This window comes from Labrys neptuniae, from assembly GCF_040797145.1.
GTDB lineage: Bacteria > Pseudomonadota > Alphaproteobacteria > Rhizobiales > Labraceae > Labrys > Labrys neptuniae.
In genome coordinates, this window is record NZ_JBFNQD010000027.1 from 1 (window position 1) to 26419 (window position 26419).

General features: G+C 64.1%; 15 protein-coding genes and 5 riboswitches. Of the genes, 10 read left to right on the forward strand and 5 right to left on the reverse strand.

Annotation, left to right across the window (positions count from 1 at the left end):
• Positions 1–88 precede the first annotated feature (88 nt).
• Entirely contained in the window at positions 89–2011 is a 1923-nt protein-coding gene (locus ABXS05_RS33065) for a TonB-dependent receptor plug domain-containing protein (RefSeq protein ID WP_367626824.1), read from the reverse strand.
• A 113-nt stretch (positions 2012–2124) separates the two neighbouring features.
• Positions 2125–2319, reverse strand: a riboswitch (cobalamin riboswitch).
• 90 nt (positions 2320–2409) lie between these two features.
• A riboswitch (cobalamin riboswitch) is annotated at positions 2410–2607 on the forward strand.
• A 264-nt stretch (positions 2608–2871) separates the two neighbouring features.
• Between ABXS05_RS33065 and metE the strand changes: the two genes are divergently transcribed.
• The 8 genes from metE to metA all read left to right on the forward strand — a co-directional run bounded on the left by metE (position 2872) and on the right by metA (position 18835).
• A complete protein-coding gene (gene metE, locus ABXS05_RS33070; protein WP_367626825.1) occupies positions 2872–5241 on the forward strand; it encodes a 5-methyltetrahydropteroyltriglutamate--homocysteine S-methyltransferase in 2370 nt (789 codons plus the stop codon).
• Positions 5242–5343: 102 nt separating this feature from the next.
• Positions 5344–5562, forward strand: a riboswitch (cobalamin riboswitch).
• A 108-nt stretch (positions 5563–5670) separates the two neighbouring features.
• Positions 5671–8583 (forward strand): ribonucleoside-diphosphate reductase subunit alpha, encoded by a 2913-nt coding sequence (locus ABXS05_RS33075; protein WP_367626826.1) that lies wholly within the window; start codon positions 5671–5673, stop codon positions 8581–8583.
• 218 nt (positions 8584–8801) lie between these two features.
• On the forward strand, positions 8802–9917 hold the full coding sequence (locus tag ABXS05_RS33080; RefSeq protein WP_367626853.1) for a ribonucleotide-diphosphate reductase subunit beta: 1116 nt from the start codon (positions 8802–8804) through the stop codon (positions 9915–9917).
• Positions 9918–10367: 450 nt separating this feature from the next.
• Positions 10368–10572: riboswitch (cobalamin riboswitch) on the forward strand.
• Positions 10573–10689: 117 nt separating this feature from the next.
• Positions 10690–11934, forward strand: a complete 1245-nt coding sequence (locus ABXS05_RS33085) for an aromatic ring-hydroxylating oxygenase subunit alpha (RefSeq protein ID WP_367626827.1) — start codon at positions 10690–10692, stop codon at positions 11932–11934.
• Between the two features lie 160 nt (positions 11935–12094).
• Entirely contained in the window at positions 12095–13183 is a 1089-nt protein-coding gene (locus ABXS05_RS33090) for an FAD-binding oxidoreductase (RefSeq protein ID WP_437178719.1), read from the forward strand.
• 1 nt (position 13184) lies between these two features.
• Positions 13185–13490, forward strand: coding sequence for a hypothetical protein (locus ABXS05_RS33095; RefSeq protein WP_311938674.1), 306 nt, complete (start codon positions 13185–13187; stop codon positions 13488–13490).
• Between the two features lie 396 nt (positions 13491–13886).
• On the forward strand, positions 13887–17657 hold the full coding sequence (metH, locus tag ABXS05_RS33100) for a methionine synthase (protein WP_367626828.1): 3771 nt from the start codon (positions 13887–13889) through the stop codon (positions 17655–17657).
• A 121-nt stretch (positions 17658–17778) separates the two neighbouring features.
• A riboswitch (SAM riboswitch) is annotated at positions 17779–17856 on the forward strand.
• A gap of 55 nt (positions 17857–17911) precedes the next feature.
• Positions 17912–18835 (forward strand): homoserine O-acetyltransferase MetA, encoded by a 924-nt coding sequence (metA, locus tag ABXS05_RS33105; protein WP_367626829.1) that lies wholly within the window; start codon positions 17912–17914, stop codon positions 18833–18835.
• Between the two features lie 329 nt (positions 18836–19164).
• Here the strand turns inward: metA and ABXS05_RS33110 are convergent, their stop codons facing one another.
• Together ABXS05_RS33110 and ABXS05_RS33115 are read right to left on the reverse strand one after the other, a co-directional pair.
• The gene (locus ABXS05_RS33110; protein ID WP_367626830.1) at positions 19165–19446 is read right to left on the reverse strand and encodes a YiaA/YiaB family inner membrane protein; all 282 of its coding nucleotides are present in this window, start codon (positions 19444–19446) and stop codon (positions 19165–19167) included.
• Positions 19447–19500: 54 nt separating this feature from the next.
• Entirely contained in the window at positions 19501–20190 is a 690-nt protein-coding gene (locus ABXS05_RS33115; RefSeq protein ID WP_367626831.1) for a PspA/IM30 family protein, read from the reverse strand.
• Between the two features lie 105 nt (positions 20191–20295).
• Between ABXS05_RS33115 and ABXS05_RS33120 the strand changes: the two genes are divergently transcribed.
• Positions 20296–20919: a TetR/AcrR family transcriptional regulator gene (locus tag ABXS05_RS33120; protein ID WP_367626832.1), complete on the forward strand. Its 624-nt coding sequence runs from the start codon at positions 20296–20298 to the stop codon at positions 20917–20919.
• Between the two features lie 68 nt (positions 20920–20987).
• On the opposite strand, the gene ABXS05_RS33125 is transcribed toward ABXS05_RS33120, so the two are convergent.
• Together ABXS05_RS33125 and cckA are read right to left on the reverse strand one after the other, a co-directional pair.
• Positions 20988–21905, reverse strand: coding sequence for an alpha/beta hydrolase (locus tag ABXS05_RS33125; protein ID WP_311938663.1), 918 nt, complete (start codon positions 21903–21905; stop codon positions 20988–20990).
• A 148-nt stretch (positions 21906–22053) separates the two neighbouring features.
• Complete coding sequence (gene cckA, locus ABXS05_RS33130; protein ID WP_367626833.1) at positions 22054–24612, reverse strand: cell cycle histidine kinase CckA; 2559 nt, start codon at positions 24610–24612, stop codon at positions 22054–22056.
• Positions 24613–24999: 387 nt separating this feature from the next.
• On the opposite strand from cckA, the gene ABXS05_RS33135 reads away from it, so the two are divergent.
• Positions 25000–26367, forward strand: coding sequence for a hypothetical protein (locus ABXS05_RS33135; protein ID WP_367626834.1), 1368 nt, complete (start codon positions 25000–25002; stop codon positions 26365–26367).
• Positions 26368–26419 lie beyond the last annotated feature (52 nt).

Below are 26419 nucleotides of genomic sequence, written 5' to 3' on the forward strand. Positions count from 1 at the left end.
TCGTCACTCTCAATGCCATCGTGCGAGATCAGACCCCCTTCAAGGCATGACACTCGCTCAACTACAGTTGCCGGAATTCGCCAGCGTATCAAAAGGCGCTCAGGCGGACGCCAGCATAGACGCCCAGCCCCGGCTGCTCGAAACCGACCGGGGTTTCGTAACGACGGTCGAACAGATTGTCGACGCGGGCGAACACGCTCGCGCGCTCGTTGAGCTTGTAGTCGGCCGCCAGATTCACCGTCGCATAGCCGGACGCCTTCAGACGCGGGACCGAGAAGCTGCGATTGCCGTCGATCCAGGAACCGACATAGAGCAAGGTGGCCGATAGATTGAGCGCCTCCATCGGCGACCAGGCGACCTGAAGGCTTGCCTTGTGCTTGGGCCGCCGCAACAGGCTGAGTTCGGTGACGTCGTTGCGAGCAATGGTGAAGGTGTAGTCCCCCCTCAACGATACCTGCTCGTTTACCCGGACCGAGACGAAGGATTCGTTGCCATAGGTCGTGGCGCGGCCAACATTCACATTGGTGGTGAAGGTCTCGTTGTAGTCGATCAGGTTGCGGATGCGGTTGTAATAGAAGGTAGAACCGATGCGCAGGCGATCTCCCCACAGAGGCTGCTCGAAGCCGAGGTCGTAGCCGCTGCTTTCTTCGGGCTTCAAATTGCGGTTGGCATAGAAGAAGGGTGTATAATCGCGATAGAGCTGGCTGAGGGTCGGCGCCTTGAAGCCGGTGCCGTAGCTCGCACGCAGCACCGTACCGGTCGCCGCGATGGTATAGGCCGGCGCGATGCGCCAGGTGAGACGGCCGCCAAAATCATCGTTGCGGTCGTAGCGCAGGTTCGAGGTGAGATAGAAATTCTCGAACCAGTTGGACTGAATCTGGGCAAAGACCGCCGAATTGCCGCTGGAGGCGGTAAGATCCTCGGTCTGGAGGCGATAATTTTCTCGTTCCAGCCCGAAAGTGACCTTGTGCGCGTCGGTAAGGGCGATCTCCTGGCGCAGGTCGAACTTCAGGCGCTCGCCGATGCTGGTGGAGGGCGGCGTCATGTTCTCCGGCGAGGGCACGCTGCGGCGGCGATCCCTGAGATAGTCGACACCCAGGACGGTGCGATAGCGCTCGTCGAGCGAGTGCCAGACCACCTCGCCGCGCGTGAGCAGCAGGTCTTCGGTCTGCGAGCTGTGCAGGGCATTCGGTCCGGTGAAGGAATCGCCGGTGAACAGGAGTTTCGAATCCGAATAGCGCGCGATCAGGCTGGCGCTGAGACTGTCGCTGAAATCTGCCCCGAGTCTGGCCGAGTAGACGGTGTTGTCATAGAGATTGCCGATGGCCCGCTGGCCCGGCGGCAGCAGGGCGACCGGCGTCACCGGCGTGTCCGTGGCGCGGAAATGGTCGATGCCGAAGGCATAGTTGAAGATCGAGTGCGAGCCGCTCAGGCCGATGCGCTGGTTGAAGGTGCCGAAGGAACCGCCTTCCAGCAGGGCCGTCAGTTTCGGCGTCCCCGATCCCTTCCTGGAGGTGATGGCGATCACACCGCCGATCGCATCGGCACCATAAAGGCCGCTTTGCGGGCCGCGCAGCACCTCGATCCGCTCGACATCGCCGGCCAGCAATTTGCCGAAATCGAAGGCGCCGTTGGGATTGCCGGGATCGCCGACATCGATGCCGTCGACCAGCACCTTGACGTGATTGGCGTTGGTGCCGCGCATGAAGACCGCGGTCTGGCTGCCCGGGCCGCCCGCCTGCACCACATTGAGGCCGGGCACGGTGGCCAGCACGTCGCTCACCGTGCGGCGCTGCGCCTTCTCGATCTCCTCGGCCGTGACGACCGTGACGGTGCTGCCGAGTTGGTTGGCGGGCGTGGGCGCTCCCGTCACGACGACGGGATCGAGTTCGATCGGTTCTTCGGCGCCTGCCGGCTGCGCCTGGGCGGGAAGGATCGACAAAACGGCAAGGGAGGCAAAAAGCCCAAGCCCGATGGCGGGCAGCTCGGCTACAGGGAAACGGTTGATCACGTCAGACCTCGTCGCGACGTCCAGTGGCCGTCACCGCGAGGAGGCCCATACCACAGCGTCTACGGACGCGAACGGTTCGGCTTCCATCGGAACACCCCGCCCGATGTCTTCACGCGTGACCACGGCTGACGGCAGGTCTCCTGGCTGGCGGATCGCCGTTTCCTGCCGCCTTCCCGGATCGCGATCCAGTGGCCGTACTGGCAGGAACTCACCGCTCACAGTTGCGGGGGCAGCCGCGCTTCGGGCGTATCCGCCCTCGTCGCGTTCCCATTTGATCCTCGAAAGGAACCGTCCCCTGACGCCGTAGTGGGGTTGGACACCATGGTCAAGCAGCAACGACAAGACATCCCCACATAAACATGTCTTTATATCTCTCTTGACTTCCGAGACGCCTTGTCGTTTGGTGTCGCGGTCGAGGTTCTTCCATTCTCGCAATGGAAGCTAAGAGGGAAGCCGGTGCGATGCCGGCGCTGCCCCCGCAACTGTAGACGGCGAGAGCTTGCCTCATCATGCCACTGCCTGCCCCGCGCAGGTGGGAAGGCAGGCAGGTTCGGTGAGCCGTGAGCCAGGAGACCTGCCCCGACGAATGTAAACGTCCTCGGGCGGGGTGTCCCGGTGGTTGCATGACAGAGCCGGTGTCCCTGGCCGCGTCAGGCGCTCCCGTACGGCCTTTGCCCCCAGTTCTCATGGGGTCTGCCGATGTTCAAGCTTCAAACTGCCATCATGCGTTACGATGCCGTCGATCCGGCTGTCCGACGACGAATGCGTTGCGGCGTGCCCTGACCGCACGCCGCCTCTCCGCCTCGACCCATTCACTCATCGCGAACCGGGACCGCAAAGGTCACCGGCCGGAGACACGCATGTCCATTCCCATTTCGACGCTCGGCACGCCACGCATCGGCCCACGCCGCGAACTCAAGACGGCCCTGGAGGCCTTCTGGGCCGGAAAGCAGGACGAAACCGCCCTGCTCTCGACGGCAGCCCAGCTGCGCGCCAGCAACTGGGCCCGGCAGAGCCTCCTCGGCGTCACCCATATCCCCTCCAACGACTTTTCGCTCTACGACCAGGTTCTCGACATGAGTGCGACGGCCGGCGTCATTCCCCGCCACTATGGCTGGGAAGGCGGCCCCGTTCCGCTTTCGACCTATTTCGCCATGGCGCGCGGCAGCCAGGGCCGTAACGATCGTGGCCATGACGATCGCGACCATGCGGGCTGCAGCCATGGCGGCCATGGCGGCGGTGTCCCCGCTCTCGAGATGACCAAATGGTTCGACACCAACTATCACTACATGGTCCCCGAATTCCGTCGCGGCCAGGCCTTCGAACTGGCCTCGGCCAAGCCCATCGACGAATTCAGGGAGGCCGCAGCGCTCGGCTTCCACACCCATCCCGTGCTGATCGGGCCGGTGACCTATCTGCTGCTCGGCAAGAGCAAGGATACGGACCTCGATCCTCTCGCCCTTTTGCCAGGGCTCCTGCCCGTCTATGCCGAGATCCTGCGCAGGCTTGCCGCTGAGGGCGCGGACTGGGTGCAGTTCGACGAGCCCTGCCTGGTACTCGATCTCGACGAAAGGACGCGAAAGGCGCTGCGCCACGCCTATGACGTTCTCACCGGCGCCGTCTCCGATCTGAAGATTATGATCGCGACCTATTTCGGCGGCCTCGGCGACAATCTCGACTTGGCACTCGGCCTGCCCAGCGCCGGCCTGCATCTCGATCTCGTCAGGGCGCCCGCGCAGTTGCGACAGGCGGTCGAACGGGCACCGGCGGACAAGGTGCTGTCGCTGGGCGTGATCGACGGGCGCAATGTCTGGCGGAGCGACCTGACCGCCTTGCTGGATCGCATCGAGCCGGCAGTTGCAGCCCTCAGGCCCAACCGCGTCGTCCTCGCCCCGAGCTGTTCCCTGCTCCACGTTCCCTACGATATCGAGGCCGAGAGCGCGTTCGATCCCGAACTTCGCAGCTGGCTGGCCTTCGCCGTCCAGAAGATCGGCGAGCTGAAAACCTTGTCGACAGCCCTGGTCGACGGGCGGCGGGCCGTCGCTGATGAGCTTGCCCAATCGGACGCGGCAGCTGCGGCCCGCCGCATATCCGCCCGTATACATGATACTGGCGTCGCTGCCCGAATGGCTGAGCTCACACCGGCCATGGGCGAGCGGCAACATCCCTATCCGCTGCGCCGCCGGGCCCAGGAGTGGCTCGGTCTGCCGCCCTTCCCCACCACGACCATCGGCTCCTTCCCGCAGACCGGCGCCGTGCGCAAAGCGCGCGCCGACCATGCCAAGGGCCTGATCGGCGATGCCGATTATTACGACTTCCTGCGCGAGGAGACCAGGCAGGCAATCGCCTGGCAGGAGAAGATCGGCCTCGACGTGCTGGTGCATGGCGAATTCGAACGCAACGACATGGTGCAGTATTTCGGCGAGCAACTGGCCGGCTACGCCTTCACCCGACATGGCTGGGTCCAGAGCTATGGCTCGCGCTGCGTGCGCCCGCCGATCATCTATGGCGATGTCTCGCGTCCTCGGGCCATGACGGTGGAATGGGCCCGCTTCGCACAATCCCTGACCAAGCGCCCGGTCAAGGGCATGCTGACCGGACCGGTCACCATGCTGCAATGGTCCTTCGTGCGGGACGACCTCGAGCGCGAGCAGGTCTGCCGGCAGATCGCCCTCGCCTTGCGCGACGAGGTCGGCGATCTGGAACGGGCCGGTATCCGCATCATCCAGATCGACGAGCCGGCCATTCGCGAAGGCCTGCCGCTCAGGCACGCCGAAAAGGAGGCCTATCTCGCCTGGGCCGTCGCCTGTTTCCGTCTCGCCGCCTCGGGGGTCGACGATGCCACGCAGATCCATACCCATATGTGCTATTCGGAATTCAACGACATCATCCATGCCATTGGCGGCCTGGACGCGGACGTGATCTCGATCGAGACTGCCCGGTCCAGAATGGAGCTGCTCGATGCGTTCCGAGCCTATCGCTACCCCAATGAGATAGGGCCCGGCGTCTACGACATCCACTCGCCCCGCTGCCCCACCGTGGCTGAAATGCGCGACCTCCTCGCCAGGGCGCAGGAGCGGATCGCCGGCGACCAGCTCTGGGTCAACCCCGATTGCGGCCTGAAAACCCGTGGCTGGGACGAAGTCCGCCCCGCCCTCGTCAACATGGTTGCCGCCGCCCGTATACTTCGTGAAGAGATCGCTCCAGCGAGAGTGGCGACATCCGCCTGAAAAAGTATGCCGGGGCATGAATTTTGTGCCCCGGCATCCTCTGTCCCCATTGAACAAAAGGGCGATACACACCATCTATTGACACATAGACACCAAAGCATACTAGATACGGTATTCACAGGTCGCCGGATTCGCCTCCGGCGCTAAGAGGGAATCCGGTAGGCCTTAGGGCAAAGCCGGGGCTGCCCCCGCAACTGTAAGCGGAGAGCGGCTGTCGATTGGCCACTGGCCGAGAGGTGGGTTTACCCCGCCCTCCCCGGGAAGGCAGGCAGTCCGCAACGACCCGCGAGCCAGGAGACCTGCCTGTGGATGCGTATCGTTTCCTCGGGCGGGGTGCCCCGACGGATCGCCTTGCTCGCGGCGCATCATCCTGCGTCGGCGCGGAATGCGCTCCTCGGCCCAAGCCTCCAACATATTGGGGTTTGCCGAATGTCTCTTGATCTCGAAACTGCCACGACCACAAAGACGCCTTTTCCGGCTGCCGGCGCCGACAGGGCGAAGCCGGCCTCGGAACCGGGCTACCAGGTCATCCGCCGCAATGGCAGCGTCACGCCTTTCGATGCCTCCAAGATTTCGGTGGCCCTGACCAAGGTCTTTCTCGCCGTCGAAGGCCATTCGGCCGCCGCCTCGCGCCGAGTGCATGACATCGTCGCCGACCTCACCGCCCAGATCGTTGCCGGCCTGACCCGCCGTGCCGACACCGGCCGAACCTTCCATATCGAGGATATCCAGGACCAGGTGGAACTCGCTTTGATGCGCGGCGAGCACCCCAAGGTGGCGCGCGCCTATGTGCTCTATCGCGAACAGCACGCCCAGGAACGAGCCCTGGAGCGCGCCGCCAAGGCGGAGGCACAGGCCGGCACTACCCCTGCTTTGCGCATGAAGACGGCGGAGGGTTCCCTGCTGCCGCTCGACCACGCGCGCCTCGCCGCCCTGGTGCTCGAAGCCTGTGCAGGCCTTGCCGACACCAACGCCGAAACGGTGCTGAACGAGACGCAGCGCAACCTCTATGACGGCATCAGCCAGGACGAACTGGCGCTGGCGCCGATCCTCGCCGCCCGCACCCTGATCGAGACCGAACCCGATTATGCCAAGGTCAGCGCCCGGCTGCTCAACGACAAGCTGCGCCGCGAAGCCCTCAGTTTCGTCGCGGGCCGTCCCGACCAGGCGACGCAGGCCGAGATGGCGAGCCGCTATGCCGAATATTTCCACGATTATGTCCGTGTCGGCATCGCCAACGAACTGCTCGATCCGGAACTCGGTCGCTTCGACCTCGCCCGCCTTGCAGCCTCCCTCAAGCCCGAGCGCGACTTGCAGTTCGACTATCTCGGCCTGCAGACCCTTTACGACCGTTACTTCCTGCATGTGCGGGGCACGCGCTTCGAGCTGCCGCAGGCCTTCTTCATGCGCGTGGCCATGGGCCTGGCCCTACGCGAGATCGACCGGGAAGCCCGCGCCATCGAGTTTTACGATCTTCTGTCCTCCTTCGACTTCATGGCCTCGACGCCCACCCTGTTCAATTCCGGAACGCTGCGCGCCCAGCTCTCCTCCTGCTTCCTGACCACCGTGTCCGACGACCTCGAAGGCATCTTCAAGGCGGTGAAGGACAACGCGCTGCTCGCCAAATATTCCGGTGGCCTCGGCAATGACTGGAGCAATGTGCGTGGGCTCGGCGCCCATATCAAAGGCACCAATGGCGAAAGCCAGGGCGTGGTGCCCTTCCTCAAGGTCGCCAACGATACCGCCATCGCCGTCAACCAGGGCGGCAAGCGCAAGGGCGCGGTCTGCGCCTATCTAGAGACCTGGCATGTCGACATCGAGGAGTTCCTCGATCTGCGCAAGAACACGGGTGACGACCGCCGCCGCACCCACGACATGAACACCGCCAACTGGGTGCCGGATCTGTTCATGGAACGTGTGGAGCAGGATGGCCCCTGGACCCTGTTCTCACCGGACGAAACGCCGGATCTGCACGATCTCTACGGCCCCGCCTTCAAGGCCGCCTATGAGGCGCATGAGGCACGCGCCGCGCGCGGCGAGCTGAAGGTCTCCAGGCAGGTCCGTGCCCAGGATCTATGGCGCAAGATGCTGACCATGCTGTTCGAGACCGGGCATCCCTGGATCACCTTCAAGGATCCCTGCAATATCCGCTCGCCCCAGCGTCACGTCGGGGTGGTGCACTCCTCGAACCTGTGCACCGAGATCACGCTGAACACCTCCCATGACGAGGTTGCCGTGTGCAATCTCGGCTCGGTCAACCTCGCTGCCCATGTCGATGCCAGGGGCCTGATGTTCGACAAGCTCAGGGCGACGGTGACGACGGCGATGCGCATGCTCGACAACGTCATCGACATCAATTTCTACACCATTCCCGAGGCACGGCGCTCCAACCTCAGGCACCGGCCCGTCGGCTTGGGCATCATGGGCTTCCAGGATGCGCTGCAGACCCTGCGCCTGCCCTACGCCTCCGAAGCCGCCGTGCGGTTCGCCGACGAGAGCATGGAAGCCGTATCCTTCCACGCCATCTCGGCCTCGACGGATCTGGCGGCCGAGCGCGGTCGCTATCCCAGCTTCGAGGGCTCGCTGTGGTCGCAGGGCATCCTGCCGATCGACTCGGTGGGCCTGCTGGCCGAAACGCGCCAGGGCGCAAGCTTCGACGTGAGCTCCACCCTGGCCTGGGACGCGTTGCGCCAGCGCGTGAAGACGGTCGGCATGCGCAATTCCAACACCATGGCGATCGCGCCGACGGCGACGATCTCCAACATCTGCGGCGTCTCGCAATCGATCGAGCCGGCCTATCAGAACCTCTTCGTCAAATCGAACATGTCGGGGGATTTCACGGTGGTGACCTCGGCCCTGGTCCGCGATCTCAAGACGCGCGGCCTGTGGGACGAGGTCATGATTTCCGATCTCAAATATTTCGATGGCTCGCTCGGACAGATCGATCGCATCCCCGAGGATCTGAAGGCTCTCTATGCCACCGCTTTCGAGATCGACACGGCCTGGCTGATCGAAGCCGCGGCGCGGCGGCAGAAATGGATCGACCAAGCCCAGTCGCTCAACCTCTACATTGCCAATCCCTCCGGCAAGAAGCTCGACACGCTCTACCGCCTGGCCTGGAAGCGTGGCCTGAAGACGACCTATTACCTGCGCTCGCGCTCGGCCACCCATGTCGAGAAATCGACGCTGAAGGGCACCGACGGCAAGCTCAACGCCGTCTCCGCCACGGTGCCGCAGGCGGCCGCGCCGATCCTGATCGAGGCTCAGCCGGACCTGGCTGCATCGGAAGCCTGGGGCAAGGCCTGCTCCATCCACGATCCCGATTGCGAGGCGTGCCAGTGAGCCGAGAACAGGGTGGAATGCGCTCCAAGAGTTCGTCCGCCAATAAGTGCCTCGAATTGGCTCGACCTTTGTCATTGCCGGGCTTGACCCGGCAATCCAGTTCCCTCCTCCGGACGACGAAGTGCGGTTCCTGGATGCCCGGGTCAAGCCCGGGCATGACAAAGGTGCCGCTTCAGTTACTTCCGGACAATGTCTCCGATGAGAAGAAAACGATGACGATGCTCGACTGGTCCGAACCCACCTCGCCCGCAAGCCAGCTTCCCCTGCCGCAGGGCGCGGCAGATGCAACCGGCCTTGGCGCCATCGACCGCAAGGGCGGCCGCGTCACGGTCGACGAGAAGCGCATGATCAATGCCCGTGCCGACGTGAACCAGCTGCTGCCGCTCAAATACAAATGGGCGTGGGAGAAATATCTCGCCGGCTGCAACAATCACTGGATGCCGACCGAGGTCTCGATGCAGGCCGACATCGCGCTGTGGAAGTCGCGTGACGGCCTGACCGAGGACGAGCGGCGCATGCTCAAGCGCAATCTCGGTTTCTTCGCCGCCTCCGAGAGCCTGGTCGCCAACAACATCGTGCTGGCGATCTACCGCCACCTCACCAATCCCGAATGCCGGCAATATCTGCTGCGCCAGGCTTTCGAGGAGGCGGTGCACACCCATACCTTCCAATACATCGTCGAGAGCCTGGGGCTCGACGAGGGCGAACTCTTCAACATGTATCGCGAGGTCCCCTCGATCACCGACAAGGCCGCCTGGGCGCTCAAGCACACCCAGCATCTCGACGATCCCGATTTCAAGACCGGCACGCCGGATGCCGACCAGGCCTTCCTGCGCGACCTCGTCGCCTTCTACGTCATCTTCGAGGGCATGTGGTTCTATACCGGCTTTGCCCAGATCCTCTCGCTCGGCCGGCGCAACAAGATGGTGGGGATCGCCGAGCAGTATCAATACATCCTGCGCGACGAGAGCATCCATCTCAATTTCGGCATCGACGTGATCAACCAGATCAGACATGAGAACCCGCATCTGTGGACGCTGACCTTCCAGGCCGATCTGCAGCGGATGATCCGCGAGGCCGCCGAGCTGGAAGCCGCCTATGGCCGGGATACCATGCCGCGCGGCTTTCTCGGCCTCAACGCGGTGTCGTGCGAACAATATATGCGTTTCATCGCCAACAGGCGCTGCGCCCAGCTCGGCCTCATGCCGGTATTTCCTGATGTCGAGAACCCCTTCCCCTGGATGAGCGAGGCGATGGACCTGAAGAAGGAGAAGAACTTCTTCGAGACGCGCGTCATCGAATATCAGAACGGCGGTGCGCTGAGCTGGGATTGATGGCGGGCATTCAAGGAGCAGGCCATTGGGCAGGAATTGCATTCCCTTGTCGTCGGGCGCGCGCTGCCCCTCACCTTACCTCTCCCCGTAAGAACGGGGCGAGGGGGCGCACGCGTAGCGAATAGTCTTCAAAACTCTCATCTCGCTCTGCCGGTGGGCGAGATGACGGGTTTTCGGCATTAAACTCGACGCCGGAGTCTCCTCGCCCCGTTCTTACGGGGAGAGGTAAGGTGAGGGGCAGCGCTACCGAGAATAATTTCATTCGCGCTTAAGCACCGCGCAAATACCTCGAAAAGAGCGTGATTGGTTGCTTTGTCGTTCCCCGCCGCGCGGGGGATGATGGACATTCGGTGTCCCCTTCCCGACCTGCCTCTCCAAGCCCTCGACAACAATGTCCTGAACACACCATCATCCGTCGCATCGTCTCTAGTCGGCGCGCCGACTCGATGTATTCTAATCCTCATTCGAGGTGCCGGTCCGCTCCCAAGGCGGCCCGGAGAATTGGGAAGCCGGTCCAAATCCGGCGCTGCCCCCGCAACGGTAGAGGAGAAGATCGCGGCAGGTGCCACTGGGTCGGGAAGACCTGGGAAGGCGTCGCGATCGGGCCGGAAGGCCGCTCCTGAGCCCGGAAACCAGCCCCGATGAAAACCGACGGACGCGGTGGGCGTTCCGGAAGGAGGTTCGGCTGTGCCTTTTCACCGGCGCAGACCGCCGGGCCGCTTTCCCCTCCCGCCGTCAAGTCAACGCATTGGTTGTCACGCGGGATTTTGACATGACAGCGCATCAGGACATGCTGGGCCGTCTCCGGACCCATCAGCCGGGCACGACACTCGAGGGCAAATTCTACACCGACCCGGAATTCTTCCGGCTGGATATGGAGAACATCTGGTATCGCGAATGGCTGTTCGCGGGCCATGACTGCGAGCTCGGCAAGCCGGGCAGCTATTTCACCCTCCAGGTCGGCGATTATCCGGTGATCGTGCTGCGCTCCGGCGACGGCGCCATCCGCGCCTTTCACAATTCCTGCCGGCACCGCGGATCGCGCCTGTGCGCAGCGGCAAGCGGCAGTGTCGCCAAGCTGGTCTGCCCCTATCATCAATGGACCTACGAACTCGACGGCCGCCTGCTGTTCGCCCGCGACATGGGGCCGGGCTTCGACGCGACGCAATACGGGCTCAAGCCGGTCCATTGCGAGAGCGTGGCCGGCTACATCTGGATCTGCCTCGCCAAGGAGGCGCCGGATTTCGAGACCTTCCGGGCCGGCGCCATGCCCTATCTGGCACCGCATGGCCTGAAGAACGCCAAGGTCGCCTTCGAAAGCACCATCGTCGAAAAGGGCAATTGGAAGCTGGTCTGGGAGAACAACCGCGAATGCTATCATTGCGCGGGCAACCATCCCGAACTCTGCCGCACCTTCCCCGAGGCCCCGACCGTAACGGGCGTGCAGGGCGCCGACAAGGATCCGCTCATCGGCCAGCATTGGCGGCGCTGCGAGGAAGCCGGCCTGCCCAGCACTTTCAGCATTTCCGGTGACGGCCAGTTCCGCATGGCGCGCATGCCGCTGTTGCGCAATGCCGTCAGCTACACGATGTCCGGCAAGCCGGCCGTGCAGCGCCCCCTCAGCCCAACGATCGAGGAAGGCAATATCGGCGCCCTCCTGCTCTTCCACTATCCCACCACCTGGAACCACGTGCTGGGCGACCATGCCGTGAGCTTCCGCGTGCTTCCGATCGGGCCGAGGGAAACCCAGGTCACCACCAAATGGCTGGTGCACAAGGATGCGGTCGAAGGGGTCGACTATAATCTCGATGAACTCACCCATGTCTGGCAGATGACCAACGACCAGGACCGCCAGATCGTCGAGGAAAACCAGCTCGGCGTCTCCTCGCCCGTCTACACACCCGGCCCCTACGCCCCCGAACACGAGGGCGGCGTGATGCAGTTCGTCGAATGGTATCGCAACGCCATGGAAGCGGCGCTGGGTAATGACGGCGTCCGCCTGCGCAGCGTGGCCTGAGGCCTTTTCACCCTCCCCTGGAGGGGGAGGGTCGGACGAAGTCCGGGGTGGGGTGAGAAACACAGCAGCCGACGAAAACACCCCACCCCGACGCTTCGCGTCGCCCCTCCCGCTCCAGGGGAGGGTGTTAGCAAAACCGATATATACAGGGGTAGACACCATGCCGACGTCCTCCGCAGCCCTGGCGAAATTCAGGCATATCGACGAAACGCCGCCCTGGAACGATCAGAGCCAGGCACTCGAATGCGTTTCGATCATCCATGAGGGCCGCGATGTCGCGACCTTCACCTTCCGCGCCGCCGAACAGGGGTGGTTCCGCTACGAGCCCGGCCAGTTCATCACGCTGGAGATCCCGGCCGAGGCCGGGCCGGTGCTGCGCACCTATACGCTGTCGTCGAGCCCTTCCCGCCCGCTTTCGATCAGCGTCACCGCCAAGGCGCAGGCCACCAGCATCGGCACGCGCTGGATGCTGGACAACCTCAAACCCGGCACGCGGTTGAAGGCCTACGGCCCGCTCGGCGAGTTCAGCTTCTCTCGTCATCCGGCCGAAAAATACCTCTTCATCTCGGCCGGCTCGGGCATCACGCCGATGATGTCGATGACCCGTTTTGCCGAAGACCACGGCGCCGCCACCGATATCGCTTTCGTCAACTGCGCACGCCGGCCCGGCGAGATCATCTTCCGCCAGGAACTGGAACGCATGGCCGGACGCATGCAGCGCCTCCGCCTCGCCTGGATCGTGGAAGAGACCGAGGCCCATGAAGCCTGGACCGGCTTCCAGGGTCGGCTCAACGCCCCGGCCCTACGCCTGATCGCACCGGATTTCCGCGAGCGCGAAGTGTTCTGCTGCGGCCCCGCGCCCTTCATGGCAGCGGTCAAGGACATGCTCGAAGCCAATGGCTACGACATGCGCCGCTATCATGAAGAGAGCTTCCAGCCGGCCGAAACGCCAATGGAGGAAGTCGGTGCGGACGAGGCCCTTGCCGGCGAAGCCAGCGTGGCCTTCACCAAATCCGGCATCGAGGTGCCGGCCTCCAGCCGCGACACCATTCTCCAACTCGCCCGTGGCGCCGGCCTCAACATTCCGACCGGCTGCACCATGGGCCTGTGCGGCACCTGCAAGGTGCAATGCCTGTCGGGGGAGACCGCGATGACCCATCAGGGCGGCATTCGCGAGGAGGAAATCGCCGCCGGCCTGGTGCTGGCTTGCTGCACCAGGCCGCTCGGCCGCGTCGAGATCGAGGCCTGAGATGACGATCGCCGCGCAGAACACCGTCGATGTCGACGCCGCCATCGTGCACTCCATCCTGCGGGCCACTCGGGATGATGGCCCCGTCATGCCCGAGGAGCGGGCCCGTACCCTCCTGCTGGCCTGGATCCTCAGCCGTGAAGACGGCGCGGACCTGGCCAGGGAAGCCGCCGATTTGAAAGTCCTGCTGCTCGAGGCCTCGACATCGGACAATCCGCTGCTGCCGCATCTGAGCAGCCTGCTCGACGAGGTGCGCGATCATGCCGGCCGGCGACGGGGCCGGCGACGTTTGCGGGCGGATGCCTGAAGAAGCGGACGAGACGTCCGCGGTCCCAGCCGAGGCGTTTCCCGCATGATACCGGACAGCATAGCGCTTGCTTTATGCTAGATAGAAGAGGTGCTGTCATTCCCGGCGCCGCCGCAGGCGGTGGGAAGGGAATCCAGGGCCGAGGCATGTCGCTCACAGCCCCTGGATCCCCTTCCCTCGCTTCGCTCGCCGGGGATGACAGGCCCGTCTTTCTAACCGGGTACGACACCTGCATTGTCTGCACCGGAGCCGTGGACTCCTGTCTGACCTTCCTATCCATCCCGCAATCCCAGACAGAAAACCGGCGCTTCCAGGACAGTTCACCTTGACCTCGCCTTTCTCGGCGCTATCATATAAGGATATCTTGATATCGTAATTCCGTTATAGGAGCTCGTTATGAGCGCTCCGGTCGAAGCCCTGTTCGCCGCGCCTGCCCAGACCGATCGGGGCGCGGAGATCCTTGCCGCCCTTACCGCCGCCGCGCGGGAGCGCATCCTGATCCTCGATGGCGCCATGGGCACGCAGATCCAGGGGCTCGGCTTCGAGGAGGACCATTTCCGGGGCGAGCGCTTCGTCGGCTGTGACTGCCACCTCAAGGGCAACAACGACCTCCTCACCCTCACCCAGCCTGCGGCGATCGAAGCGATCCACTACGCCTATGCCATGGCCGGGGCCGACATATTGGAGACGAACACCTTCTCCTCCACCTCGATCGCCCAGGCCGATTACGGCATGCAGGAAGCGGTCTACGACCTCAACCGCGACGGTGCGCGCCTTGCCCGCCGTGCCGCTATCAAGGCGCAGCAGCAGGACGGGCGCCGGCGCTTCGTTGCCGGAGCGCTCGGCCCGACCAACCGCACCGCCTCGATCTCGCCCGACGTCAACAATCCCGGCTATCGCGCCGTCAGCTTCGACGATCTCCGCATCGCCTATGCCGAGCAGATCCGCGGCCTCATCGACGGCGGCGCCGACATCATCCTGATCGAAACCATTTTCGACACGCTCAACGCCAAGGCGGCGATCTTTGCCTGCGAGGCAGTGTTCGGCGAAAAGGACGTGCGCCTGCCCGTGATGATCTCGGGTACCATCACGGATCTCTCCGGCCGCACCCTCAGCGGGCAGACGCCGACGGCGTTCTGGCATTCGGTGCGGCATGCCCGCCCCTTCACCATCGGCCTCAACTGCGCGCTCGGCGCCAATGCGATGCGGGCGCATCTCGACGAGATCTCCACCGTCGCCGATACCTTCGTCTGCGCCTATCCCAATGCCGGTCTGCCCAACGAATTCGGCCAGTATGATGAAAGCCCCGAGGCGATGGCGGCGCAGATCGAGGGCTTTGCCCGCGACGGCCTGGTCAACATCGTCGGCGGCTGCTGCGGCTCGACGCCGGAGCATATCCGCGCCATTGCCGAGGCCGTGGGTCGCCACAAGCCGCGCGCCATTCCCGAAGCTGAGCCCAGGATGAAGCTGTCGGGCCTGGAACCCTTCACGCTCGACACCACCATCCCCTTCGTGAATGTCGGCGAGCGCACCAACGTCACCGGCTCCGCCAAGTTCCGCAAGCTCATCACCGCCGGCGACTACGCCACTGCCCTCGACATCGCCCGCGACCAGGTGGCCAATGGCGCCCAGGTCATCGACATCAACATGGACGAAGGCCTGATCGATTCCGAAAAGGCCATGGTCGAGTTCCTCAATTTGATCGCGGCCGAGCCGGACATCGCCCGCGTGCCGGTGATGATTGATTCCTCGAAATTCTCGATCATCGAAGCCGGCCTGAAATGCGTCCAGGGCAAGCCGCTGGTCAATTCGATCTCCATGAAGGAAGGCGAGGAAGCCTTCCTTCATCACGCCCGCCTGGTGCGTGCCTATGGCGCGGCCGTGGTGGTGATGGCCTTCGACGAACAGGGACAGGCCGATACGCTGGAACGCAAGGTCCAGATCTGCACCAGGGCCTACAAGCTGCTGACGCAGGAAGCCGGTTTCCCGCCCGAGGACATCGTCTTCGATCCCAACATCTTCGCCGTCGCCACCGGCATCGAGGAGCATAACGGCTATGGTGTCGCCTTCATCGAGGCGACGCGGCAGATCAGGGAAACCCTGCCCCACGCCCATATTTCGGGCGGCGTCTCCAATCTCTCCTTCTCCTTCCGCGGCAACGAACCCGTGCGCGAAGCCATGCACGCCGTGTTCCTCTACCATGCCATCCAGGCCGGCATGGATATGGGCATCGTCAATGCCGGCCAGCTTGCCGTCTATGAATCCATCGATGCGGAGCTGCGCGAGGCCTGCGAGGACGTGGTGCTCAATCGCCGCGACGACGCGACGGAGCGCCTGCTGGCGCTGGCCGAACGCTTCCGTGGCGCAGGCCCGAAGGAGGCCAAGGTCCAGGATCTCGCCTGGCGGAGCTGGTCGGTGGAAAAGCGCCTCGAACATGCCCTCGTCAACGGCATCACCGACTATATCAACGAGGACACCGAGGAAGCCCGGCTGGCGGCAGAGCGCCCGCTCCACGTCATCGAAGGCCCGCTGATGGCCGGCATGAACGTGGTGGGCGACCTGTTCGGCTCGGGCAAGATGTTCCTGCCCCAGGTGGTCAAGTCGGCCCGCGTGATGAAGCAGGCCGTGGCCGTGCTGCTGCCCTATATGGAAGCGGAGAAGGCAGCCAATGGCGGGCAGGTCCGCCAGAGCGCCGGCAAGGTGCTGATGGCCACCGTGAAGGGCGACGTGCACGACATCGGCAAGAACATCGTCGGCGTCGTGCTCGCCTGCAACAATTACGAGATCATCGATCTCGGCGTGATGGTCCCTTCTGCCAAGATCCTCGAAGTCGCGCGCCAGGAGAAGGTCGACATCATCGGCCTCTCCGGCCTGATCACGCCCTCGCTCGATGAAATGGTGCATGTCGCTGCGGAGATGGAGCGCGAGGGCTTCGACATTCCCTTGCTGATCGGGGGAGCCACCACCAGCCGCGTCCACACCGCCGTGAAGGTGCATCCGCGCTATGACCGTGGCCAGGCCGTCTATGTGACGGATGCGAGCCGCGCCGTCGGTGTGGTCTCCAGCCTGCTCTCGCCGACGATCAAGCCGGGCTATGTCGAGACCGTCCAGGCCGAATATGCCAAGGTCGCGGCCGCCCATGCCCGCAGCGAGGCCGACAAGCTGCGCCTGCCGCTCGCCAAGGCCAGGGCCAACGCCCACAAGGTGGACTGGACCGGCTTCGTCGCCCCCAGGCCGAACTTCCTCGGCACGCGCATGTTCGAGAATTACGACCTCGCCGAACTGGCGCGCTATATCGACTGGACACCCTTCTTCCAGACCTGGGAGCTCAAGGGGCGCTATCCCGCCATCCTCTCAGACGAGAAGCAGGGTGCGGCGGCACGCCAGCTCTTCGACGATGCCCAGGCCATGCTCGCCCGCATCATCGAAGAGAAGTGGTTCCACCCCAAGGCCGTGATCGGCTTCTGGCCGGCCAATGCCGTCGGCGACGATATACATCTGTATACGGACGAGGGCCGCGGCCGGAAACTCGCCAGCCTGCACACCTTGCGCCAGCAGCTCACCAAGCGCGACGGCCGGGCCAACGTCGCCCTCTCCGATTTCGTCGCGCCTGCAACCAGCGGCCAGGGCGACTATCTCGGCGGCTTCGTGGTTACCGCCGGCATGGAAGAGGAAGCGATCGCCCATCGCTTCGAACGTGCCAATGACGACTATGGCTCGATCCTGGTCAAGGCCCTGGCCGATCGCTTCGCCGAGGCCTTCGCCGAACGCATGCATGAGCGCGTGCGCAAGGAGTTCTGGGGCTATGCGGCCGACGAGAACCTGGCCCCCGACGAACTGATCGGCGAGCCCTATCGCGGTATCCGCCCTGCCCCCGGCTATCCCGCCCAGCCCGACCATACCGAGAAGGGCACGCTGTTCCGCCTGCTCGACGCCGAGGCTCGCATCGGCGTGCAGCTGACCGAGAGCTATGCGATGTGGCCGGGCGCCTCGGTGTCTGGGCTCTATTTCGCTCATCCCGATGCCTATTATTTCGGGGTATCGAAGATCGAGCAGGACCAGGTCGAGGACTATGCGGCCCGCAAGGGCATGAGCGTGGAAGAGGTCGAGCGCTGGCTTTCGCCGGTGCTCAACTATGTGCCCGGCGTCAAGGAGGCGGCGGAATAGACCTGGGAGCGCGGGCGTCCTCGCCCGCCCTTGGAAGCGCTTCGCCCTCAGGACGGCAAGAGCGGGCGAGGACGCCCGCGCTCCCAGGAACACCATTGATTTCCAATCACCGCAGGATTAACTCTTCTCCCGTGGTGATTTGGCCGGCCGGCTTGCAGCCACGTTAAACAACTCGCTAAAGGGCCGCTGGATGCATTCCATCCGTGGACCTGTCGCATTGCTTTCCGGCTGGCCCAACGTCGATCGAGTGCAACATGCCTATCAAGATTCCGGATACCTTGCCCGCCTTCTCCACCCTGGTCAGCGAAGGGGTGCGGGTGATGACGGAAACCGCCGCCATCCGGCAGGACATCCGCCCGCTGCAGATAGGCCTGCTCAATTTGATGCCCAACAAGATCCGCACCGAATTGCAGATGGCGCGCCTGGTCGGGGCCACGCCGCTGCAGGTCGAACTTTCGCTGGTGCGGGTCGGCGGCCATCGCGCCAAGAACACCTCGGAAGAGCATCTGCTCGCCTTCTACGAAACCTGGGAAGAAGTACGCGAGCGCAAGTTCGACGGCTTCATCATCACCGGCGCACCGGTGGAGACCCTCCCCTTCGAGGAGGTGACCTATTGGAAGGAGCTCGAGCAGATCTTCGACTGGACCACGACCAACGTGCATTCCACGCTGAACGTGTGCTGGGGGGCGATGGCGGCCATCTGGCATTTCCATCGCATTCCCAAATATGAGCTCACGGAGAAGGCCTTCGGCGTCTACCAGCACCACAACCGCAAGCCTTCCTCGATCTATCTCAACGGCTTTTCGGACGACTTCCACATCCCCGTCTCGCGCTGGACGGAGGTGCGCGGCGAGGACGTGCGCAAGAACGCCGAGCTGGAGATCCTGATGGATTCGGACGAAACCGGCGTTTGTCTCATTCACGAGCAACAAGGCAACCGGCTCTATCTGTTCAACCATGTCGAATATGAATCGACCTCGCTGGCCGATGAATATTTTCGCGATGTCGACGCAGGCGTGCCGATCAAGCTGCCGAAGAACTACTTCCCCTATGACGACCCGTCCTTCCCGCCGCGCAATTTCTGGCGCAGCCACGCCCATCTCCTGTTCGGCAACTGGATCAACGAGATCTACCAGACGACGTCCTACGATCTGAGCGAGGTCGGCAAGGGACGCTGAGGCCTTCCGGGCACAGAGGGCGCCCTGCCCATAGACGCCAACTTGAGGGTCGGGCGAGATGACCGAGCTGGAGATTATGCTCCACGTCCGAGCCCCCTCGCCCCGTTCTTACGGGGAGAGGATAGAGGTGAGGGGCTCCGCAATGCCCGGTTTTTCAAGGTTTGCGCCGCCCCTCGTCCTTACCTTCTCCCCGTTCTTACGGGGCGAAGGAGCGTTTGGCGTCGCAGCTCTCGCCTTAGGTTCGCCTCTATGAGCATTTTGCTCGTTCCCTCCTCCTTCTCGCATCGCATTCAAAGAGCGCCCGAGACGCCCGCGCCCCCGGGAACCTCTCAATCCTTGGCGCGATCGATACGCATCAGCAACTGCTCGGTCTTGGCGTCCTCGATGCGGTTGTGCAGCCGGCCGGCCTCCTGCTGGTCGCGCAGGGTCTTGGTCAGCGTCACGCAGGTCTGGATCAGCATCACCGTGCCCATGGCCAAGTAGGCCTTGATCCAGATGTCGACCGGGATGAACAGGATGCCGAGGCCGACCATGCCGGCAGCGCCCGCGAAGGCGGCATAGGTGAAGGTCATCCAGGCATTGGAGTGCTTGATCAGGTTCGACTGTTCCATGGCATTGTCTCGATTTTCCAAGAATTGAAAGGCAGGAGTTGAAAGGATGCTGGCTCAGGCCGCCTGCGCCGCTCGCGCTTGCAGCCGCGCCAGCACGTCCTCGGCCGTCGTCCGCGTCGTGGGACCGAACCCTGCCGCTTCGAGCTTCTCGGCCGTTGCCGCCGAGCGCGCCTCGGCGTCGAGGGCCTCGAGTTCAACCTCCACATCGTCCTGATGGGCCTGCCGGTGCCTGAGGCGGGCCAGCGTCTTTTCGGCATCGGCGAGAGCCGTACCGGGCGCGGCGGCGGCGAAGCCGGACTTGAGCTTATTCACCGTCTCAGCGGCTGCAGTGATGCGCCTGCCTCGTTCGATTTCGAGAAAGCGGCGCTCGGCTGCCGCCAGCTTCGTGCGCAGCCGTCCCGCCTCTTCGGCGAATGTCGCCTGGGCGGCGGCAATCGTCGCGGCATCGTTCTCAAGATTGGCGATCTCACCAGCGGCCTCGCCCGCCAGGTCGTCACGGCCGCCGCGCAGGGCCTCGATCGTGCGATCGTTGAGATCGGCGATGCGCCGGCGCACCTCGCCGAGCCGCCGCGCCTCGGCCTTGTCCTGGGCGATGGCCACCGCCAAGGCACCCCTTCCCTGTTCGAGGCCGGCCCGAGCATCCCGAATCTGCTGGTCCAGTATCCGCACGGCATTGCGGTCGACGAGATTGTCCTCCGCTTCTGCGGCCGCACCGCGGAACAAGGTCACGATGGTCTTGAACATCACGCTCTCCGTGTTATGAACAATGTTCACAATCCGAACGTTAACCTAACCGTGAACGGCGTTCAAGATAAATTTTGAACAATGTTCAGAGAGGAGTTGCCAGGCATGGCCAAGGCAAGTGCAAGGCGGGAAGAATTACGCGAGAAGCTGATCGAAGCGGCGGAGAAAACCATTGTCACGCAGGGCCATACGGCCTTGAAGGCTCGGGCCCTCGCCGAAGAGGTAGGCTGCGCCCTCGGCGCCATCTATACGGTCTTCCCCGATCTCGCCGCCCTCGTCCTGGCGGTGAATGCCCGCAGCTTCGCTCTGCTCAGCGCCATGCTCGGCCGAGAAGCAGAAGCTGCCGCCGCCGAAGGAGGCAGCCCTCGCGCCATCGCCAATCGCACCTTGATCGCGCTCGCCAACGGTTATCTCGACTTTGCCGCCGAGCATGGCGGGCGCTGGCATGCCCTGTTCGACTTCCGCTTGCCGGACGGCCAGGATCTGCCGGAAGACCATTTGCGCCAGCAGGATGCGCTGTTCCAGCATCTGGAAGCTCCGCTCGCCGTGCTCCAGCCCGGCCTCGCTAGAGACGAACGGGCCCTGCTCGCCCGCTCCCTCTTCTCGGCCGCCCATGGCATGGTACTGCTCGGTCTGGAGGGCAAGCTGGTGCAGTTGCCCCTGCCCTATCTGCGCGAGCAGATCGCGCTGGTGGTCAGCGCCATGGGCCGGGGTCTCGAAGGCGGTTGAGACGCGATCGATAAGAATGGCTGCCATCCACTCAACAAAATCGTTCGTATACGCGCTGCCGGCAATCCCTAACGAGACTGCACCGCCCTGTCGCCGAGAGCCGAAGTAACGGCCCAGGAAAAGCCCGGCGGAATGGTGGTACGGTGGTTCCGGCCGGGCACCACCAGCGAGCGAATGGTAAGGCCTGGAAAACCGCGCGATTTGAGCTGTTTTTCGAACCTCCTGACGTCGCCGACCATGTCCTGGGTGTCGCCGCGCCGGCCCGGGTCGTAGCGGCGAATTTCGTCACCACCGACATAGATCAGGACGTTGGCCTTCAGATCACGGTTCGCCTTGGCATATTTGGCTGCCATCGCCAGGATGGCATGATCGGCAAACCAGAAGGAAGGGCTGCCGAGAATGTAGGACTGGAAGAGGCCGGGCTCGGTCAGCAGGACGCGGGCGCCGAGGAGCCCGCCATAGGAATGTCCCCAATAGAGGCGGCGCTGCACATCGGCGCGATAGGTCTTCTCGATGAAGGCAATGACGGTCTGCTTGAGATAAAGTTGATAGGCCTCGGCCCCGCCATAGCCGGGTTTGTCGGCCACCGGCGTGTAGTCGCGCGCCCGACTGGCGGCAAAGCCTTCGCCCTTGGCGTAGGAAAGACCGACCAGAATCGGCTCCTCGCTCAGCTTGCCTTCGCGATGGAGCGCTCTCACCAGTCTAAGCGCTTCCTGTCGCCGCGGCTCCTTCGTCAGGCAAGTGGAGCCGTCGGAAAGATGCCCGCCATCGGCATAATAGAGCACCGGATAGCGCCTGGCGGGCTTGGCCTCATAATCCTCGGGCAGGGTGACTTCGATGTCGTAGGATCGCCCTGTCGCCGGATCGGGCAAGGAGCGGATCCGGGTGCCCCCCAGGTCGCAGTTCACCGGAGCCTTGTCCCTGGCCTCCACCGGCACCGTCATCGCGCCGAGCAGCGCCACGCCGGCGACGGTCCAAATTTTCATCTGAAAAAACAATGAAATAACACCGAAAACGACAGCTGGACCAATGCTTCACGCTGGCACGGCGAGCCCGACAGTGCAAGCCAGGAAGCGGGGCACTGCCGACACCGCATGCACCGCCAGCCATGGAGCCGTCACTGCGACCGCGGCTCTACGGCTTCATGTTGGACTTCACGGCCTCGACCAATTGCTTCATCGAGAAGGGCTTGGGCAGGAAGGCGAACTCCTCGCCCTCCGGCATGTTCTTGGCGAAGGCTTCCTCGGCATAACCGGAGACGAAGATGATCCGCGTCTTCGACTGGCGCTTGCGCATCTCCTTGAGCAGGGTCGGCCCGTCCATTTCCGGCATCACCACGTCGGAGACGACGAGATCGATCTCGCTCTCGCCCTCGTCGATGATCTGCAGGGCCTCGATGCCGGAGCCGGCCTCGATCACCTCGAAGCCGCGCGCCGCCAAGGTGCGGGCGGAGAGCGCGCGCAGAGCTTCCTCGTCCTCGACCAGCAGGATGCGGCCGCGCCCGGTGAGATCGGTCATCTCCTTGGCCTTGGCCGGCGCCGAACCCGCCTGGTCCGGAGCACTCTCGGCCTCGACGATTGCGGCCTTCGCCGGCTCGACCAGCCGCGGCAAGAAGATCTGGAAGATCGTGCCCTTGCCCTCCACCGAATGGACGAGAATGGAGCCGCCTGTCTGCTTGACGATGCCGTATACGGTCGAAAGCCCGAGGCCGGTGCCCTTGCCGACATCCTTGGTGGTGAAGAAGGGCTCGAAGATCTTGTCGAGCACAGCGGGTGGAATGCCGCTGCCATTGTCCTCGACCTCGACGGTGACATAGTCGGCCGGTGGCAGTTCGCTGCGGTCGAGGGCGCTCGCTTCCGAGATCGGCACATTCCGCGTGCGGATGATCACCTTGCCGCCATCGGCCATGGCATCGCGCGCATTGACGGTGAGGTTCATCACCACCTGTTCGAACTGGTTGACGTCCACCTTCACCGGCCACAGATCGCGGCCATGCACGACCTCCAGCGCGACCTTCTCGCCGAGCAGGCGCCGCAGCAGCATCGACAGGTCCGACATGGCGTCGTTGAGGTTCAGCACCTGCGGGCGTAGGGTCTGACGGCGCGAGAAGGCAAGCAACTGGCGCACCAGATTGGCGGCGCGGTTGGCGTTGCTCTTGATCGCCATGATGTCCTGGAAGGCGGGATCACCGGGCTTGTGGCTGCCGAGCAGGGAATCGGCGGCCAGCATGATCACGCCGAGCACGTTGTTGAAATCGTGCGCCACGCCGCCGGCAAGCTGGCCGACAGCGTTCATCTTCTGGCTCTGGGTGAACTGCTCCTGCAGCGTGCGCTGTTCGGTGGTGTCGATCATGTAGACGATCGCCGCTTCCTTCTCGTTCTCGCCGCGGTCGACGGGCGCGAACCAGAAGCGGGCGGAGCGGCTGCCCTGGCCGACCAGGGAAGCCTCGGCCGGTTCGATGTCGCCCCGGCCGGCCATGGCGAGGCGGGTCAGTTTGCTCAGCCCCTCGCGGTCTCGCTCGATGACGGCCTCAAGCAGGGAATGGCCCGGCGCATCGCCGTTGAGAGACTCCTTGAACAGCCGCATGAACGCTGCATTGGTGCGCACGATCCGGGCATTTTCGTCAATGGTGGCAATGGCCAAAGGCGAATTGTTGAAGAAGCGGGCAAACCGCACTTCCGCCGCCCGCAGACCTTCGGAGACGTCGCCGCCCGGGCCGCGATAGATCACCAGAGTGCGCGACGGGCCGGGCTGGCCGTCGGCGGCGAAGGCGATCTTGTGGAACAGGCGCACGGGCATGATGGTGCCGTTGCGGCGCCGCAAGTCGATGTCGAAGATCTCGGTGCGCACGCTGCCCGGTTCGCTGGCCTGCGTCACCACCAAGGCGCCGGCATTGCCGGGGGCGATGTCGGCCAGCGTCAAACCACCCGTGCCGAACTGGGCAAGGTCATAGTCGAGCCAGCCGGCGAGCGTGGCGTTGAGATAGACGATCTCGCCCGAGGGATCGGCGGAGAAGAAACCGGCCGGCGCGTGGTCGAGATAGTCGATGGCGTGCTGCAGTTCCTGGAAGACGTTTTCCTGGCGCTCGCGCTCGCGCGTGATGTCGGCAACCGTCCAGACCGTCTCGCCCGCGCCGGACGGACGCGCGATCGGACGCACGCGCACACGGTACCAGGAGGCCGTTCCGGAAGGTGGAGCCGAGGCGATGCGAAATTCCTCGGCGAGGCGCTGCCCGGCCCGAGCAGCTTGCGCCAAGCGATAGGTCGCCTCGGAAACGTCGGGGTCTCCGGTGAAAGCCCGCTCCACCGTACGGATATCCTGCTCGCCCATCGCACCGGTCAGCGTTAGATACGCCTCGTTGGCATAGATGATGCGGCCATCCTTGTTGGTGACGAGGATGCCTTCCGGCGAATCGTCGGCAATCAGCTTGGTGAGATCGTTGCGCGCGATCGAAGACTGGCCGAAATGCGCGATTCCCATGGCCCAGGCGAACATGGCGATCACACCGGCCACCGCGAAGACAGCAAGAATGACCGGGCTCGCGATCTTGCCCCAGTCGTAAGGCAGCAATGCCACCCCTATGGCGACGAGGATCAGCATTCCGGCAAGCACCAGCACCCAGAAGATGCCGCTGGGCCGTTCGCTGCGATCGACCGCGGCGCCGCGTGCCGCCGCCTCCTCGCCTTCAGCCATGTTCAACCCCACCGCGCATCGTCAAAGGGCGATTCGCTCCAGCGAACCGCATAATGGTCAGTTTGGCTTAGCAGTTCACATTTCAAAATGTGTTAACCTCGTTGACCAAAAATATCCTGGCCCTTTGCGGCGATTTAGCACCATCCAAAGGTGTGCCGGGCCATGGTGCATCCCAGACGAAACAGCCGAGAGGGAAGAAAAATCCGCCTCTTTTGCGGCATTTCTCCGGTTTTTTAGCCAAATCCAAGGGACAAGCCTCAGTTTAGCGACTTTGCTGTTGATTCTTGCACGTTAACCGTCTTCTAAGAAACCAGCCCGGAAAGAGTACTGGTCGCATCAGGCTGCCATCCCCTATCGGCACCGGACCAGATCTAAGGAATTATATCGATGGATTCGTTGAACTCTTGGCTGCCCGCGCAGTTGTTCACCTTGGCTGGCCTGCTGTTGGTGGTGGGCGTCGTCTTGATGTTCATCTGGCGCGCCATCAACCGTCCTCAGGTCGGCGGCGCCAAAGGCGGACGGCAGTCGCGGCTCGGCGTGGTTGATTCCTATGGCGTCGGCACCCGCCAGCTCGTGCTGGTGCGGCGCGACAATGTCGAACACCTGATCATGATCGGCGGCCCGAACGACGTCGTCGTCGAATCCAGCATCCTGCGCGCCCGCCCGGCCGGCCAGGCTGCACGCCCGGCTTCGCCCGGTGCAACACCGCCTCCCGTCCAGGAGCGTACGGCCGCCGTCGCCGTCCCGCCGCGGCAGGTCGAGGAAGATTTCGTCCGTCCGGCTCCCGTCGAGCCCCCGCCTATCGCCAAGATCGATACGTCAGTTCCAACACCGGCCACAACACCGGTGAGCAGGACCTCTCCTGCCGCCGCGACCACGGCCCCTATGCCTTCGACGACCTCCACTACGCGTCCGAGCGTGGTGCCCCCGCGTGAACCGGGCTTCTTCCAGCGTGCCACGTCGCGTTTGCCGAATTTCGGCCGGCCGGCGGCCACGGCGACGCCAGTTCCCGTCGCACCGGCGGTGCCTGCGGCCGAGGAGCCCCGCGCCACCATCGATACCGCGCATTTCGAAGAGCTTCTGGCCGGCGATCAGCCTGCAACCACGCCGGCGCAAAAACCGACCGTCTCTGCCGCCCCTGCTGCACAGACGACGGCCGCTCCCAAGCCCAAGGCTGATCTCGATTTCGAAGTTGCGGAAGGGCTCGATCTCGAGCCCGCGCCCGAAACGCGCGAACCGCCGGCACCAACCACCACCACGCGCCTGACGCTGCCCGAGATTCGCCTGCCGGATCTGCGCTTGCCGGAATGGCGCCGCCCCGAGTCGACACCCGCTCCGACGCCGGCCCCGCGCCAGGCGCCGGACCTTCGGGTCGAGCCTCGCTTTTCCGCCGATCCGCGCCCGGCCGGCGAGACTTCACCGACTCCCGGCGGTCGCATCGAGCCCTCGCTTGGCACGCCGGCGCCACGTCCCCAGGCCGAACCGACGCGTACGGAACCCTTCCGGGTTGGTGAAAGGCTGACGACGCCGACACGCCCGGCCACCACGCCGCCGGCGCCTGTGGGGAGCACGACAGCCGCGCCGGCCGCCACGGCAGCGCCGACGCCGGCACCGACAGCAGCCCCCGCTCCGACGCCCCCCCCGGCGCCGACGACCACGCCGGCCCCCGTCGAGGTCGAAGATCCCTTCGCCAGCCTCGAGGAGGAAATGGCGAGCCTGCTGGGACGAAGCAGGGACGACAGCAAGAAGTCCTGAACGGGCAAGCGATCAACGGGCGGATCTTCCGCCCGTTTTCTTTTGGTGTCGT

Excerpts from the sequence above, each read along its gene's own strand:
- metE (WP_367626825.1), top strand. The coding sequence starts at position 2,872 with ATGTCCATTCCCATTTCGACGCTCGGCACGCCACGCATCGGCCCACGC.
- ABXS05_RS33110 (WP_367626830.1), bottom strand. The coding sequence starts at position 19,446 with ATGGAACAGTCGAACCTGATCAAGCACTCCAATGCCTGGATGACCTTC.
- ABXS05_RS33095 (WP_311938674.1), top strand. The coding sequence starts at position 13,185 with ATGACGATCGCCGCGCAGAACACCGTCGATGTCGACGCCGCCATCGTG.
- ABXS05_RS33125 (WP_311938663.1), bottom strand. The coding sequence starts at position 21,905 with ATGAAAATTTGGACCGTCGCCGGCGTGGCGCTGCTCGGCGCGATGACG.
- cckA (WP_367626833.1), bottom strand. The coding sequence starts at position 24,612 with ATGGCTGAAGGCGAGGAGGCGGCGGCACGCGGCGCCGCGGTCGATCGC.
- ABXS05_RS33120 (WP_367626832.1), top strand. The coding sequence starts at position 20,296 with ATGGCCAAGGCAAGTGCAAGGCGGGAAGAATTACGCGAGAAGCTGATC.
- metH (WP_367626828.1), top strand. The coding sequence starts at position 13,887 with ATGAGCGCTCCGGTCGAAGCCCTGTTCGCCGCGCCTGCCCAGACCGAT.
- ABXS05_RS33135 (WP_367626834.1), top strand. The coding sequence starts at position 25,000 with ATGGATTCGTTGAACTCTTGGCTGCCCGCGCAGTTGTTCACCTTGGCT.
- ABXS05_RS33090 (WP_437178719.1), top strand. The coding sequence starts at position 12,095 with ATGCCGACGTCCTCCGCAGCCCTGGCGAAATTCAGGCATATCGACGAA.
- ABXS05_RS33115 (WP_367626831.1), bottom strand. The coding sequence starts at position 20,190 with ATGTTCAAGACCATCGTGACCTTGTTCCGCGGTGCGGCCGCAGAAGCG.
- ABXS05_RS33080 (WP_367626853.1), top strand. The coding sequence starts at position 8,802 with ATGCTCGACTGGTCCGAACCCACCTCGCCCGCAAGCCAGCTTCCCCTG.
- ABXS05_RS33075 (WP_367626826.1), top strand. The coding sequence starts at position 5,671 with ATGTCTCTTGATCTCGAAACTGCCACGACCACAAAGACGCCTTTTCCG.
- ABXS05_RS33085 (WP_367626827.1), top strand. The coding sequence starts at position 10,690 with ATGACAGCGCATCAGGACATGCTGGGCCGTCTCCGGACCCATCAGCCG.
- metA (WP_367626829.1), top strand. The coding sequence starts at position 17,912 with ATGCCTATCAAGATTCCGGATACCTTGCCCGCCTTCTCCACCCTGGTC.